The following is a 14,068-nucleotide window of genomic DNA, read 5'->3' as shown; positions in this document are numbered from 1 at the left end:
ACCGTTGGTCGGCATCAATTCGGTGGGTGCCGACCGTTGGTCGGCATCAATTCGGCAGGTGCCGACCGTTGGCCGGCATCAACTCCGGTGGGTGCCGACCGTTGGTCGGCATCAATTCGGTGGGTGCCGACCGTTGGTCGGCGCACCTTATTCCGCCACCACGCGCGCGCGCAGCGAATTGGTCAGCGCCTCGGTGATCACCACATCCACGAACTGGCCGATCAGCCGCGCCGGCGCCGGGAAGTTCACCGAACGCATGTTCTCGGTCTTGCCGGTCAGTTCGTTCGGGTTCTTGCGCGAAGGGCCTTCCACCAGCACGGTCTGCACGGTACCGACCATCTTCTCGGAGATGCCGGCAGCGTGCGCATTGATGCGCTCCTGCAGGCGCGACAGGCGCGCGTGCTTCTCGGCATCGCTGATCGTGTCCTCCAGGTCGGCCGCCGGGGTGCCCGGGCGGCGCGAATAGATGAAGGAGAAGCTGTGGTCGAAGCCGATGTCCTCGATCAGCTTCATGGTCTTCTCGAAATCGGCATCGGTTTCGCCGGGGAAGCCGACGATGAAGTCCGAGCTGATCGAGATGTCCGGGCGCACCGCGCGCAGCTTGCGGATCTTCGACTTGAATTCCAGCGCGGTATAGCCGCGCTTCATCGCCGACAGTACGCGGTCGCTGCCGGCCTGCACCGGCAGGTGCAGGAAGTTGGCCAGCTGCGGCACGTCGCGGAACGCATCGATCAGCGAGTCGCTGAACTCCAGCGGGTGCGAGGTGGTGAAGCGGATGCGGCCGACGCCGTCGATCTCGGCGATGGTCCGGATCAGCAGGCCGAGATCGGCGAACTCGCCATCTCCATAGGGGCCGCGATAGGCATTGACGTTCTGCCCGAGCAGGTTGATTTCGCGCACGCCCTGCGCGGCCAGCTGCGCCACTTCCACCACCACGTCCTCGAACGGGCGGCTGACTTCGGTGCCGCGGGTGTAGGGCACCACGCAGAACGAGCAGTACTTCGAGCAGCCTTCCATGATCGACACGAACGCCGAAGCGCCTTCGGCACGCGGTTCCGGCAGGCGGTCGAACTTCTCGATCTCGGGGAAGCTGATGTCCACCTGCGGGCGCTTCTGCTCGCGGCGGGCGCGGATCAGCTCCGGCAGCCGGTGCAGGGTCTGCGGGCCGAACACAAGGTCCACGAACGGCGCACGCTTGATGATCGCCTCGCCTTCCTGCGAGGCAACGCAGCCGCCCACGCCGATGATGACCTCGCGGCCCTTGTTCTTCAGGCCCTTCCAGACGCCCAGCTGGCTGAACACCTTCTCCTGCGCCTTCTCGCGGATGGAACAGGTGTTGACCAGGATGACGTCGGCGTCTTCCGGGGTATCGGTCAGTTCCAGGCCATCGCTGGCGGCGAGCACGTCGGCCATCTTGGCCGAGTCGTACTCGTTCATCTGGCAACCGTGGGTCTTGATGTACAGCTTGCCTTTCACCTGGTCGGGCTTGCGCGGACCGGCGGGCAGGGCAACGAGCGGGGCACCGCCCGGCGTGGCGGGCGGAAAGACGTCTGGCGTCCCGGTCATGGCGCTTAATCCATTCGGGTGGCGGGAAAGCCGGCAATTCTACCTGCATCCCGGCGCGTACGCCGCGCTGTGCGCTCGCGGGGCACGGCCCCGCGCTACCCGCATCCCGCCGGCCCCGGTAGCGCCGGGCGGTGCCCGGCGGGCGCCCTTACGCCGCCACCAGCTCCGCATCGATCTGCCGCGAACGGTCGAACGCGGTCATCGCGCTCATCCGTGCGATGTAGTCAGCCGTGGCCGGCGCCGGCTGTACCAGGCCAAAGGCCGTGGTCCACGCCAGTGCATTGCCCCACAGCACGTCGGCGGCGCTCATGACCTCGCCCAGCAGGTACGGGCCCTGCGCCAGCTGGGCCTCGACCACCTGCAGCACGGTCTCGGCATCGTTGTACGGCGACATCAGGCGCGGCGGCGGCTCGCGGTGCATCGCCTTGTCGATCATCGCCGGCTCGAAACAGGCGCCATAGAAGGCCATCCAGCGCAGGTAGGGGCCGCGCAGGGCGTCGCCGATCGGCGGTGCCAGCCCGGCTTCCGGATACAGGTCGGCCAGGTACAGGTAGATCGCCACCTGCTCGGTCACCAGTGCGCCGTCGTGGACGATGGCCGGCACCTTGCCCATCGGGTTGATGGCCAGGTAGGCCGGGGCCAGGTTGGCGCCGGCTTTCAGGTCCAGCACCTGCATGCGGTAGTCGGCACCCAGCGCTTCGAGCAGGGCCACGGCGCCGCTCGAGCGGGATCGGGCGGCGTGGTACAGGGTGATCTGGCGTGAATTCATGGCATTGCTCCTTGCGGTGGGTGGTGAACTGGAGGCCATCCTGGGGCACTATTGCGGACGACTTCTGTCCTCGATCCTTCATGCGCCATACCGCCCATCGTCTGCTGCGCCTGATCGCCCTGCTGCAGGCCCGCCGCCAGTGGTCCGGGGCCGAGTTGGCCGAGCGCATGGGTGTGGACCGGCGCAGCATCCGCCGTGATATCGAGCGCCTTCGCGAGCTGGGCTATCCGGTGCAGGCCTCGTCCGGGGTCGGCGGCGGCTACCAGTTGGGGGCCGGGGCCCCGGTGCTGCCGATGCTGCTGGACGAGGAGGAGGCGACCACCCTGGCCATCGCCCTGCGCGCAGCCTCGGCCACCGTTGCCGGGATCGACGACACCGCGCGTGGCCTGTTGTCCAAGCTCGATCCGCTGGTGCCGACCCGTCGTCGCCAGCAGGCCGGCGAGGTGCATGCAGCGACGGCCACCCTGTCCGACCTTCCGTCCACCGACGCACGCCTGCTCGGGCGGCTGGCCCAGCACTGCCGGCAGGCGTCCCGGCTGGCCTTTGAATACCGCAGTGCACAGGATGCGGTGACCCAGCGCGAGGTCGAGGCCCAGCACCTGGTCAATTACGGGCGGCGCTGGTACCTGCTGGCCTGGGATCTGGGCCGGCAGGACTGGCGCACCCTGCGCGTGGACCGGATGGGCGCGGTACGCGAGTGCTCCGAGCCGGGCATGCATCGGCGCACGCCGGCGCCGCCGGACGTGATGGTGCGGCAGGCAGTCAGCCAGGCCCCGTTCGCGCTGCAGGCCATCCTCCGCCTGGCCGGCAGTCATTCCGAGTTGGAAGGCCGCATCCCGCCGTGGTGTGGAGTACTGGAAGCGGATGGCCACGACCACTGCCTGCTGCGCATGGGCGCCGAGAGCCGCGGCATGATGCTGGCGCAGATTCTCAGCCTGGACCGCATACCTGTGGCGCTTTGGACCACCCCGCCGGGCCTGCGCGACGAGCTGGCACAGCGGCTGGCGGGCCTCGGCCAGCTGCTGGCTGTGCCGCCGGTCACAGGCTGAGCCACATCGCTTGGCAAGCCCCGGCGAAGCTGGGACACTCGCCGCCATGAAGGGGATACTGGGGACAACGGCGATCATCATCGCTGCGCTGACCGCTGCGCCGGCCAGCGCTGGAACCCTGTACAAGTGCCAGGGCGCTGACGGCGTCACCAGCTATGTGAGCAAGCGGGTGGCTGGCGCGCGCTGCAGCACCGTCAGCTACAGCCGCGACACCCGCCCGGCACCGCGTCCGGTAGTGGCCGCACCCAGGCCAGCGCCGACCACGGTGGCCAGCATCGAACGCAACCCGGTTGCCGTTGCCGCCAGCGCCGCAACGCCGGCAACGGTTGCGCCTGCACCCGCGCCCGCAGCTGCTCCGGCACAGCCGGCCGCCTCGCGCGCCGGGCGCATGGTCAGCGGCCAGGTCTATTCCTTCATGAAGGACGGCGTGCGGCACTACACCAGTGCGCGCCCGACCCAGGTCGCCAACCTCGGCCCGGTGCGGACCATCCGCTACAGCTTCATGGAGCGCTGCTACGCGTGCGGGGTCAATCCACGCGTGGACTTCGGCACCGTGCGCCTGAACACCTCGGCCTTCCAGACCGAGATCACCTCGGCCGCGCGCGAGTTCGGCGTGGAAGAGGCGGTGGTGCGGGCCATCATCCATGCCGAGTCGGCCTACAACCCGACCGCGCTCAGCCGCGCGGGTGCGCAGGGCCTGATGCAGCTGATGCCGCCAACCGCCGCGCGCTTCGGCGTCAGTGATTCCTACGATGCCGGGCAGAACATCCGCGGCGGCGTGCAGTATCTTGCGTGGTTGTTGAAGCGCTTCAATGGCGACCTGACCCTTGCCGCAGCCGGTTACAACGCTGGCGAAGGCGCGGTCGACCGCCACGGTGGCGTACCGCCCTACAGCGAAACCCAGTACTACGTGCGCCGGGTCGGGCAGCTGGCCGAGCGTTACCGCACCGCCCTGAGTCACCAGTAGGTGCCGACCGTTGGTCGGCACTCCTTTGAAAGGTAGTGCCGGCCGCTGGCCGGCAACCCCGCAATCAATGTTGTTGCAATGCGTTGTGTGGCGCGCGACGGTTCCGCTACACTCGACCGTGATTCAATGCGGCTCTGGCCCCCACCGGATCCGCTGGCAGCCTTAAAGCTACCTAATCAATATCGGAGTGCCGGATGGCCAACGATGGGGTACACGATCCAGTCAACACCGGACGTCGGCGTTTTCTTTCTGCCACCACAGCCGTGGTGGGCGCCGTCGGCGTCGGATTCACCGCAGTTCCTTTCATCAAATCCTGGAACCCCAGTGCCCGCGCCAAGCTTGCCGGCGCACCGGTGGTGGCCGACATCAGCGCCCTGCAGGAAGGCCAACGCCTGATCGTGGAATGGCGTGGCCAGCCGATCTGGATCGTCAAGCGGTCCAAGGCGATCCTGGACGCGCTGCACGGGCTGGATGGCCGCCTCAAGGACCCCGAGTCCGGCGAGAAGGACCAGCAGCCGGACTACGTGCTGAAGCAGAACCCCGAGCTGCGCTCGATCAAGCCGGACATCTCCGTGCTGGTCGGCCTGTGCACGCACCTGGGCTGCTCGCCGGAAATGGTCGCCGAAATCCGGCCTGAGCCCTACGACCCGCAGTGGAAGGGCGGTTACTTCTGCCCGTGCCACAAGTCGCGCTTCGACATGTCCGGACGCGTCTTCAAGGACGTGCCGGCGCCGATCAACCTGAAGGTGCCCGCGCACCATTACCAGGACGACAACACCATCATCATCGGTGTCGATCCGCAGGGGGCTGCCTGATGGCCAATATCCTCAGCCGTACCGCCAGCGGCGTGGCCGACTGGGTCAACGCCCGCGCGCCCGGCCTGATGCCGGTCTACCGGAAGCACGTCAGCGAGTACTACGCGCCGAAGAACTTCAACATCTGGTACTACTTCGGTTCGCTGGCGCTGCTGGTGCTGGTCAACCAGATCGTCACCGGCATCTTCCTGACGATGCACTACAAGACCAGCGCCGCCGAGGCGTTCGGCTCCATCGAATACATCATGCGCGATGTGGAGTGGGGCTGGCTGATCCGCTACATGCACTCCACCGGTGCCTCGCTGTTCTTCATCGTCGTCTACCTGCACATGTTCCGTGGCCTGCTGTACGGCAGTTACCAGAAGCCGCGCGAGCTGGTGTGGATCCTCGGCATGCTGATCTACCTGGTGTTGATGGCCGAAGCCTTCATGGGCTACGTGCTGCCGTGGGGCCAGATGTCGTTCTGGGGCGCCAAGGTGATCATCTCGCTGTTCGGCGCGATACCGATGATCGGCAACGGCCTGACCGAATGGATCATGGGCGATTACCTGCCCAGTGACGCCACGCTCAACCGCTTCTTCGCGCTGCATGTCATCGCCCTGCCGCTGGTGCTGTTGCTGCTGGTGGTACTGCACCTGGGCGCGCTGCACGAAGTGGGTTCGAACAACCCCGATGGCGTGGAGATCAAGAAGGGGCCGAAGGGCAACCGCTGGTCGCCGAACGCACCGGCCGATGGCATTCCGTTCCACCCGTACTACACGCTCAAGGATGGCGTCGGCGCTGGTTTCCTGCTGATCATCGCCGCCTTCATCATCTTCTTCGCGCCCGGTTTCGGCGGCCTGTTCCTGGAGCACGACAACTTCACCGAGGCCAACCGCCTGGTGACCCCGGAACACATCAAGCCGGTCTGGTACTACACGCCTTACTACGCGATGTTGCGCGTGGTGCCGAACAAGCTCGGTGGCGTGCTGGTGATGTTCTCGGCCATTGCGATCCTGTTCCTGGTGCCGTGGCTGGACAAGGCCAGGGTGAAGTCGGTGCGCTACCGCGGCTGGATCTCGAAGGTGATGCTGGGCGTGCTGGCGGTGTGCTTCGTGTGGCTGGGCGTGATTGGTTCCGGCCCGGGCACCGACGTGCACGAGACCTACATCGGGCGGGTGCTGACCTTCCTGTACTTCGCGTTCTTCATCACCATGCCGCTATGGACACGGTTGGACAAGACCAAGCCGGTACCGGAGAGGGTGACCACCCATGACTGATCGCTGGATGGTCCGGTTGGCCCTGACGGCCACCCTGATGCTGGGCAGTTTCCTGGCCTCCGCCGCCGAAGGTGGCACCAAGCTGCTGCAGGCCGGCAACGATCTGGGCGACCGCGCTTCGCTGCAGCGTGGCGCGCAGCTGTACATGAACTACTGCTCCGGCTGCCACGCGCTGAAGTACCTGCGCTATTCGCGGATGGCGCAGGACCTGGGCCTGACCGAGGAAGAGGTGATGAACAACCTCAACTTCACCGGCTCGGCGATCGGCGACCCGATCCCGGTGGCGATGCCCAAGGAGAACGCGGAGAAGTGGTTCGGCAAGATGCCGCCGGACCTCAGCCTGATCTCGCGCGTGCGGGGCAGTGACTGGGTCTACACCTACCTCAAGTCGTTCTATCTGGACAGCAGCCGGCCGCTGGGCTGGAACAACGCGCTGTTCGCCAATGCCTCCATGCCCAACCCGCTGTGGGAGATGCAGGGCCTGCAGCATGCGGTCCATGGCAAGGCGGAAGCGCCCGGCATGGACCCGCCGGTGACCGGCCTGAAGATCGAAACGCCGGGTTCGGTTGATGCCGGGCAGTACGACCAGGCGGTGCGGGACATCACCAACTTCCTCGAGTATGCCGGCGAACCGGCCGCGCTCAAGCGCCAGCAGCTGGGCGTGTGGGTGATCCTGTTCCTGGCCCTGCTCACCTTCCTGCTGTACCTGCTGAAGAAGGAATACTGGAAGGACGTTCACTGAATCTGCCGCCGGCCATCGCACGGGCCTATTGGCTTTTGTGATGGTCGGTTGCACACTCGGGGAGGAGTCGACCGCCGGCACGGTGCCGGCGGCGCCGATGCGGCAGGCGGTCTCCTGTCGTGGGAGAGCCTTTGATGGCGGCGAGCGTACGCATGCGCAATACACTGACGCTGTTTTCCTCGAACGACGATGTACTGTGCCACCGTGTACGCCTGGTCCTGGCGGCCAAGGGTGTGACCTTCGACTTCGTTCCGGTTGATCCACAGAACCCGCCTGAAGACCTGATCGACCTCAATCCGTATCACTCGGTGCCGACCCTGGTCGAACGCGAGCTGGTGCTGTACGCCGCATCAGTGGTCAGCGAGTACCTGGACGAACGTTATCCGCATCCGCCGCTGATGCCGGTCGATCCGCTCTCGCGTGCGCGCATCCGCCTGGCGATGCTGCGCATCGAGCACGACTGGGTGCCACAGGTGCAGGCCATCCAGCTCGGCAACAAGACCCAGGCCGAGGCTGGCCGCAAGCGCCTGAAGGAGCTGCTGACCGCCTCGCTGCCGCTGTTCAAGGCCAGCAAGTTCTTCCTCAACCCGGAAATGAGCCTGGCCGACTGCGCGATGGCGCCGATCATCTGGCGCCTGCAGTCGCTGGACGTACCGCTGCCGAAGGACGGCAAGGCGATCGAGGACTACGGCAACCGCATCTTCCGCCACCCGGGCTTCGTCCGCAGCCTGACCGATCAGGAAAAGAAGCTGCGCGATCTGCCGGTCTGATCCGGGCCTGCGTTACCCGTCTGCACGCCGACCGGCGTGCAGGTGATCCGCCCCGGCGGGGCGCCGGGCGCGTACACTTCACGCATGACCGAAGACTTCTTCCACATGACCAGCCACCGCCCGTACCTGCTGCGGGCGCTGGTGGAATGGATCAACGACAACCAGCTGACCCCGCACATCCTGGTCGACGCCGGCGTTCCCGGCGTGCAGGTCCCGCCTTCGGCGGTCAAGGATGGCCGGGTCGTGCTCAACATCGCCGAACGTGCTGTCGTGCGACTGATGATCGACAACGAGATGGTGAGCTTCTCGGCGCGCTTCTCCGGTACCAGCTACCCGGTGCAGGTGCCGATCAGCGCCGTGCTGGCCGTCTACGCCCGCGAGACCGGGCAGGGCATGGCGCTACCGGATGACATCCCGGGCAACGAGACCGCTCCGACCAGCGATGAGCTGCTGCACGAGGAAGGCACGCCGCCGGACGATACGCCGCCAGCCAGCCCGCCGCCGAAGGGGCGCCCGAACCTGCGCGTGGTCAAGTAACCAGGTAACGGTGGGTGCCGACCGTTGGTCGGCACGCCTTCAGCCCTTACACATCCTCGGCATCGTCCACATCCGCGCGGATCTGGCTGATCCGCGCCGCGCCCGGACCAGTGAATGAGATCAGCTGGTCGCCGCGCAGCACCATGCGGCCCACGTGGCGATCGATGCCGTCGTAGGAATACTCGAACTTGAAGGTACGTTCGAAGCCGAGCCGGCCATCTTCGCCGCGCGACAGGCGCAGGCCGGTGGCGTGCACCGCCTGATCCAGCCATTGCACGTCGGCAGCACGGCAGGCATTGCGCCCCAGTTCGACCGCGCGCTCGGCGGCCGAACGCGCCGCGTTCCAGAAGAAATAGATGATTCCGCCGGCAATCAGCAACAGCAGCAGGGTGGGCATGGCGTCAGCCGTCAGGGGTCGATCCCGCAAAGATGGCGGCGAACGCGCGCTGGATCAAGCGCTGCACTCACCGCCGCGGCTGCGGTTCGCTGGACATCGGCTGCGCGGGCACGATGACCGGTTGCGGTGCCGGAGTGGGCTGCATCGGCGTCGCAGTGGGCGAGGGCATCACCAGCGGTGAGGTTGCAGTCAGCTGCAGCAGCGCTGCCCAGTCCTGCCGGTTGAAGCTGCATTCGTCCTCGCGACCTGGTGTGCAGCCGGGGTCGATGCCGGTGCTGTTGCGTTCGCGTGACGGAGGCAGCTTGATCAGCCCCGTACGATCCAGCTGCAGCAACCGCATCGCTACGGTGTTCATCACGTTGCCACCGACCAGGTACAGGGTCTGGTCGCCGCCGAGGTTGGCCGCCACCACCACTTCGCAATGCGATTTCCAGTGGCCCACCGAGCCATTGCCCAGTGCCTGCACCAGCCCGCTGTAGCTGAGCGTGGTGCTGCGGTCGCGCAGGAAGCACAGCAGGTCGCCCGGTGCGGGTTTGGCCGTGGCCGGGTCGACCAGCCGGTACGGCACGCCCGAGGGGCCGCCCTGGTAGGCGGCACGGATGTAGTCGATGTGGCGTGGCGACGTATTGAAGCCAGGAACGCCGGACTGCACCATCACCCAGGAAATGAACGCGGCCGACCATGGGTTGTCGATCAGGAAGGCGCGGCAGTCGCTGTCGGTGTAGCGCGTGCCCAACGGCGCCAGGCAGCTGCTGGCGCCCGCGATGCTGCCCATCGCATTGAGTGTGCCGCTGTTGCGCCAGTAGCCGGCCACGCGCTGCCAGGCGATCAGGCCATTGTCTGCCAAGTGATCGCTTTCGGCTTCGGTGACGCTGAGGCTGGCGGCACGGCCTTCACGATCGATGAAGGGCCGGTACCAGAGCCGGTGCTCATTGCAGGCGGTGTTGCGGATGGCCACCGCCAACGGACTCAGGCCGAAGCGGGGCGGAACATCGCAGGCCTCGGCGGCCGCTGCGGACAATGGTGCCGCGGCCAGCAGCAGGCAGGCAGGCAAGAGCATCCGGCGCATGCGCGGCTCCTGTGGGGGATACCTCAGCGTCGCAGCGCTGTCGTGAACGCCGGGTGTGAGAACGGGGTCAGATCCCTTTTCCCATGGACAACGGATCGGCCCCCACGCCAGGCCTCAACCCGGCGGCGGGCCCAGCTTCAGCGACAGATCGATGGCCTGCACGTGCTTGGTCAGTCCACCGATGGAGATGCAGTCAACGCCGTCCTCGGCGATCGAACGCAGGCCGCCCAGGCCCACGCTGCCTGACACTTCCAGCGGAATGCGGCCGGCCGTGATGCGCACTGCCTCGCGGCGCAGGTCGGGGCTGAAGTCATCCAGCAGGATGCGCTCGCAACCGGCTTCCAGCGCCTGGCGCAGCTGGGCCAGGTCCTCGACCTCGACCACCAGCGGCAGCGCGGGCCATTGCCGGCGCGCGGCGGCCACCGCCGCGGCCAGCGAACCGGCGGCACGGATGTGGTTTTCCTTCAGCATCACCGTGTCATAGAGGCCGAAGCGGTGGTTGTCGCCGCCGCCACAGCGCACTGCGTACTTCTGCGCCAGGCGCAGGCCAGGCAGAGTCTTGCGCGTGTCGAGGATGCGCGTGCCGGTACCGGCCACCGCCGCCACGTAGCGGGCAGTGGTGGTGGCGGTGCCAGACAGCGTCTGCAGGAAGTTCAGCGAGGTGCGTTCGGCGCTGACCAGGCTGCGGCTGCGCCCGTGCAGCAGGGCCAGCACGGTGCCTGCGGTGACCGCGTCACCTTCGGAGACACGCCATTCGATGCGCACGTCCGGGTCGAGTGCGCGGTGGGTGGCGTCGAACCACGGACGGCCGGCAATCACCCCGTCCTGCTTGCACAGCAGGTAAGCGCTGTCGGCCTGGTCGGGCAGCAGGGCGGCGGTGACGTCGCCGCTGCCCAGGTCCTCGGCCAGCGCACGCGCGACATCGGCGGCGACAACGGCCGCATCCGGCGTCGGCAGCGCGCTCATGCGGCCGGGAAGTCGGCGATCTGGGCGGTGGGGATGGCTTCCTCGGCCAGCAGCACCGGGATGCCGTCGTCAACGCGGAAGACCTGCTTGCGGTCGCGGGTGACCAGCGCTTCGCGCAGCGGCTGCGCCAGCGGGTTGCCATCGGCCTTGTTCACCGCGCCGGCGGAAATGGCCTTGTTGAGGGCTTCCAGGCCCTTGCCATCCAGCAGGGACAGGGGCTGGCGGGTGTCCGGCGACACCAGCAGGTCGAGCAGCTTGCGATCCATGGTTCTTCGTCTTGCGTGGAAGATGGCTAGAATACGTCTTTAAGGCAGGTGACGGCCAATGACCCCCAACCCGATCGCGCCGCTTGTCGGCATCGTCATGGGTTCCCGTTCCGACTGGGAAACCATGCAGCACGCCGCCCAGAAGCTTGAAGCCCTGGGTGTTCCGTTCGAAGTGAAGGTGGTGTCCGCGCATCGGACGCCGGATGTGTTGTTCAGCTACGCCGAGCAGGCGGGCCCGCGTGGCCTGCGCGCGATCATCGCCGGCGCCGGCGGGGCTGCGCACCTTCCGGGCATGATCGCCGCCAAGACCGCCGTGCCGGTGCTGGGCGTGCCGGTGCAGTCCAAGGCCCTCAACGGCATGGATTCGCTGCTGTCGATCGTGCAGATGCCGGCCGGCATTCCGGTCGCCACCTTCGCCATCGGCAATGCCGGCGCGTCCAACGCGGCGCTGTTCGCTGCTGCGATGCTGGCCAGCGACCAGCCGGCGATCGGCCAGGCGCTCGACGCCTTCCGTGCACGCCAGACCGAAGACGTGATGGCCCACGACGATCCGCGCCAATGAGCCTGACCGTCGGCATCCTGGGCGGCGGCCAGCTCGCCCGCATGATGGTCCTGGCCGGTGCGCCGCTGGGACTGCGCTTCCAGCTGTACGACCCGGCGGCCGACGCCTGCAGTGGCCCGCTGGCGCCGCTCACCGTCGGTGCCTTCGATGACCGCCACGCGCTGGCGGAATTCGCCGCCAAGGTCGATGTGGTCACTTTCGATTTCGAGAACGTGCCCGCAGACAGCGCGCAGTTCCTGGCCGACCGCGTGCCGGTCTATCCGCCGCCGGCCGCGCTGGCGGTGGCCCAGGACCGATTGAGCGAGAAGACCCTGTTCCAGCAGTTGGGCATCCCGCTGCCGGCCTTCGCTGATATCCGCAGCCGTGACGAGCTGGCTGCGAAGGCGGCTGAGTTCGGCCTGCCGTGCATCCTCAAGACCCGCCGCCTTGGTTATGACGGAAAGGGCCAGTTCCGCCTGCGCAGCGAGGCCGACATCGACGCCGCGTGGGATGCACTGGGCGCGCAGGTCGAGCGTACCGGCCTGATCCTGGAAGGCTTCGTGGCGTTCCAGCGCGAGGTCAGCGTGGTCGCCGTGCGTGGCCGCGATGGCAGCTTCGAAGCCTGGCCGGTCACCGGCAACTGGCATGTCGACGGCGTGCTGTCGGCCAGCGTGGCACCGGCTGTGCTGTCCGATGCCGAGCAGCAGGCCGCGATCGGCTATGCCCGCCGTGTCGCCGAGCACCTGCAGTACGTCGGCGTGTTCGCGCTGGAGCTGTTCTGTCGCGATGGCGAGCTGTTGGCCAACGAGATGGCGCCGCGCGTACACAACTCCGGCCACTGGACCATCGAGGGCAGCGAGACCTCGCAGTTCGAGAACCATCTGCGTGCCGTGCTGGGCCTGCCGCTGGGCAGCACCCGCATGCTCGGCCACGCCTGCATGCTGAACTGGCTGGGCGCGATGCCGGACCCGGCACCGGTGCTGGGCCAGGCCAGCGGCCATTGGCACGACTATGGCAAGGAGCCGCGCGAAGGCCGCAAGGTCGGCCACGCCACGTTGCGCGATGACGATGCTGCCGCGTTGGCCGATGCGCTGGAGCAGGTCGGCCTGGAGCTGGATCGCCAGGCCCAGGTGGCGCCGGCGGTGCACGCGCTGCGCAATCGCTGAGCCCGGTAGTGCCGGCCGCTGGCCGGCAGTGCAACGCTGCGAAGCGCCGGTGCAGGCATCGGCGCAACATTCCCGGTGGTAGCGTGGAGCTCCTTTCACAGGAGTCACCCCCATGCTCGACTGGAATGCCTACCGCAAGGAACTGAAGGGCCGTATCGGTGAGATCGGCAAGCTCTCACCGGATACGGTCAAGGGCTACGCCACCCTGGCTAACGCTGGCGCGCAGACCAACCACCTCGATGCGAAGACCCGCGAGCTGATCGCGTTGGCGGTGGCGGTCACTACCCGCTGCGACGGCTGCATCACCGTGCACGTGGATGCCGCGCTGAAGCACGGTGCCAACCGCGAGGAAATCGCCGAGGCGCTGGGTGTGGCGGTGTCGCTCAATGCCGGTGCGGCGCTGGTGTACTGGGCGCGGGTGATGGATGCGGTGGCCGCGCACGAGAACGCGTGAAGCCACGCTCTGCTTTCCGGTAGTGCCGGCCGCTGGCTGGCAGATTCGCCATCTCTGTACACCGATGGGGATGCCGGCCAGCGGCCGGCACTACCCCGGAGCGGAGCCGCTGCCTCAGCGTAGCTGGCTCTCAGCGAATTCCCAGTTGACCATCTGCCAGAACGCGTCCAGATAGCGCGCGCGGTCATTCTGGTAGTCGGTGTAGTAGGCGTGCTCCCAGACATCGCAGCACAGCAGCGGCGTGCTTTCACCCGTCAGCGGCGTGCCGGCATTGCGGGTCGCCTGGATGCCCAGCTGTCCGCCCGGATGCTGCACCAGCCACACCCAGCCGGAGCCGAACAGGCCCAGCGCGGTACGGTTGAATTCCTCGCGCAGGCGCTGCACGTCGCCGAACTGGCGCTTCACCAGCTCGCCCAGGCGACCCTGCGGTTCGCCACCGCCACGCGGTCGCAGGCACTGCCAGTAGAAGCCGTGGTTCCACGCCTGGGCAGCCGCATCGAACAGCTTGCCCTGGGCCTGGCGGACGATCTCTTCCAGTGACGCGTCTTCCCACTCGGTGCCGAGGATGCCGGCATTGACCGCATCCACGTAGGCGCGATGGTGGCGGCCGTGGTGCAGCTCCAGGGTCTGTGCGGACAGGTGCGGCTGCAGGGAGCCGGAAAGGTAGGGCAGGGCAGGCAATTCGACAGGCATGGACAGGTTCGTGGCCAGAGGGGCGGCGGCAGCCGGTTCCAT

At 67.3% G+C, this 14,068-nt stretch carries 17 protein-coding genes; 10 read left to right on the top strand and 7 right to left on the bottom strand.

Annotation, left to right across the window (positions count from 1 at the left end):
- Nucleotides 1-147: 147 nt before the first annotated feature.
- Both miaB and AC5P5S_RS09050 read right to left on the bottom strand, forming a co-directional pair.
- A complete protein-coding gene (gene miaB / locus AC5P5S_RS09055) occupies nucleotides 148-1,566 on the bottom strand; it encodes a tRNA (N6-isopentenyl adenosine(37)-C2)-methylthiotransferase MiaB (RefSeq protein WP_012479666.1) in 1,419 nt (472 codons plus the stop codon).
- Between the two features lie 148 nt (nucleotides 1,567-1,714).
- Entirely contained in the window at nucleotides 1,715-2,335 is a 621-nt protein-coding gene (locus AC5P5S_RS09050; RefSeq protein WP_049395457.1) for a glutathione S-transferase family protein, read from the bottom strand.
- Between the two features lie 80 nt (nucleotides 2,336-2,415).
- Here AC5P5S_RS09050 and AC5P5S_RS09045 point away from each other — a divergent pair, with 80 nt between their 5' ends.
- The 7 genes from AC5P5S_RS09045 (at nucleotide 2,416) to AC5P5S_RS09015 (ending at nucleotide 8,474) form a co-directional block, all read left to right on the top strand.
- Nucleotides 2,416-3,384 carry a helix-turn-helix transcriptional regulator gene (locus AC5P5S_RS09045; RefSeq protein ID WP_062607553.1) on the top strand — a complete coding sequence of 323 codons (969 nt, stop codon included), beginning with the start codon at nucleotides 2,416-2,418 and terminating at the stop codon, nucleotides 3,382-3,384.
- A gap of 46 nt (nucleotides 3,385-3,430) precedes the next feature.
- The gene (locus tag AC5P5S_RS09040; RefSeq protein ID WP_062607555.1) at nucleotides 3,431-4,351 is read left to right on the top strand and encodes a lytic transglycosylase domain-containing protein; all 921 of its coding nucleotides are present in this window, start codon (nucleotides 3,431-3,433) and stop codon (nucleotides 4,349-4,351) included.
- Between the two features lie 194 nt (nucleotides 4,352-4,545).
- Nucleotides 4,546-5,166, top strand: coding sequence for a ubiquinol-cytochrome c reductase iron-sulfur subunit (gene petA / locus AC5P5S_RS09035; RefSeq protein WP_004151998.1), 621 nt, complete (start codon nucleotides 4,546-4,548; stop codon nucleotides 5,164-5,166).
- Entirely contained in the window at nucleotides 5,166-6,425 is a 1,260-nt protein-coding gene (locus AC5P5S_RS09030; protein ID WP_012479669.1) for a cytochrome b, read from the top strand. Before petA ends, AC5P5S_RS09030 begins: the two co-directional genes overlap by 1 nt.
- Nucleotides 6,418-7,167, top strand: coding sequence for a cytochrome c1 (locus tag AC5P5S_RS09025; protein WP_060380407.1), 750 nt, complete (start codon nucleotides 6,418-6,420; stop codon nucleotides 7,165-7,167). Before AC5P5S_RS09030 ends, AC5P5S_RS09025 begins: the two co-directional genes overlap by 8 nt.
- A gap of 134 nt (nucleotides 7,168-7,301) precedes the next feature.
- The gene (locus AC5P5S_RS09020; RefSeq protein ID WP_005408842.1) at nucleotides 7,302-7,937 is read left to right on the top strand and encodes a glutathione S-transferase N-terminal domain-containing protein; all 636 of its coding nucleotides are present in this window, start codon (nucleotides 7,302-7,304) and stop codon (nucleotides 7,935-7,937) included.
- Between the two features lie 84 nt (nucleotides 7,938-8,021).
- On the top strand, nucleotides 8,022-8,474 hold the full coding sequence (locus AC5P5S_RS09015) for a ClpXP protease specificity-enhancing factor (RefSeq protein WP_005412806.1): 453 nt from the start codon (nucleotides 8,022-8,024) through the stop codon (nucleotides 8,472-8,474).
- Nucleotides 8,475-8,520: 46 nt separating this feature from the next.
- On the opposite strand, the gene AC5P5S_RS09010 is transcribed toward AC5P5S_RS09015, so the two are convergent.
- From AC5P5S_RS09010 to AC5P5S_RS08995, 4 genes are all read right to left on the bottom strand, one after another.
- Nucleotides 8,521-8,871, bottom strand: a complete 351-nt coding sequence (locus tag AC5P5S_RS09010; RefSeq protein WP_005408844.1) for a DUF3301 domain-containing protein — start codon at nucleotides 8,869-8,871, stop codon at nucleotides 8,521-8,523.
- Between the two features lie 67 nt (nucleotides 8,872-8,938).
- Nucleotides 8,939-9,940 (bottom strand): DUF2272 domain-containing protein, encoded by a 1,002-nt coding sequence (locus AC5P5S_RS09005; RefSeq protein ID WP_231336790.1) that lies wholly within the window; start codon nucleotides 9,938-9,940, stop codon nucleotides 8,939-8,941.
- Nucleotides 9,941-10,054: 114 nt separating this feature from the next.
- Entirely contained in the window at nucleotides 10,055-10,906 is an 852-nt protein-coding gene (nadC, locus tag AC5P5S_RS09000) for a carboxylating nicotinate-nucleotide diphosphorylase (protein WP_005408846.1), read from the bottom strand.
- Nucleotides 10,903-11,172, bottom strand: a complete 270-nt coding sequence (locus AC5P5S_RS08995) for a Trm112 family protein (RefSeq protein ID WP_005408847.1) — start codon at nucleotides 11,170-11,172, stop codon at nucleotides 10,903-10,905. The genes nadC and AC5P5S_RS08995 overlap by 4 nt, the downstream gene beginning before the upstream one ends.
- Before the next feature lie 58 nt (nucleotides 11,173-11,230).
- On the opposite strand from AC5P5S_RS08995, the gene purE reads away from it, so the two are divergent.
- The 3 genes from purE to AC5P5S_RS08980 all read left to right on the top strand — a co-directional run bounded on the left by purE (nucleotide 11,231) and on the right by AC5P5S_RS08980 (nucleotide 13,333).
- Nucleotides 11,231-11,734, top strand: coding sequence for a 5-(carboxyamino)imidazole ribonucleotide mutase (purE, locus tag AC5P5S_RS08990; RefSeq protein ID WP_005412808.1), 504 nt, complete (start codon nucleotides 11,231-11,233; stop codon nucleotides 11,732-11,734).
- On the top strand, nucleotides 11,731-12,879 hold the full coding sequence (locus tag AC5P5S_RS08985; RefSeq protein WP_024956581.1) for a 5-(carboxyamino)imidazole ribonucleotide synthase: 1,149 nt from the start codon (nucleotides 11,731-11,733) through the stop codon (nucleotides 12,877-12,879). Before purE ends, AC5P5S_RS08985 begins: the two co-directional genes overlap by 4 nt.
- A 112-nt stretch (nucleotides 12,880-12,991) precedes the next feature.
- The gene (locus AC5P5S_RS08980) at nucleotides 12,992-13,333 is read left to right on the top strand and encodes a carboxymuconolactone decarboxylase family protein (protein ID WP_099561649.1); all 342 of its coding nucleotides are present in this window, start codon (nucleotides 12,992-12,994) and stop codon (nucleotides 13,331-13,333) included.
- Between the two features lie 114 nt (nucleotides 13,334-13,447).
- Here AC5P5S_RS08980 and AC5P5S_RS08975 read toward each other — a convergent pair whose 3' ends face one another.
- Nucleotides 13,448-14,026, bottom strand: a complete 579-nt coding sequence (locus AC5P5S_RS08975) for a superoxide dismutase (RefSeq protein ID WP_032966020.1) — start codon at nucleotides 14,024-14,026, stop codon at nucleotides 13,448-13,450.
- Nucleotides 14,027-14,068: the final 42 nt, after the last annotated feature.

The sequence above is a fragment of the Stenotrophomonas sp. YJH_SMC_54 genome (assembly GCF_059368435.1).
This window is presented reverse-complemented; position numbering and strand designations above follow the sequence as displayed.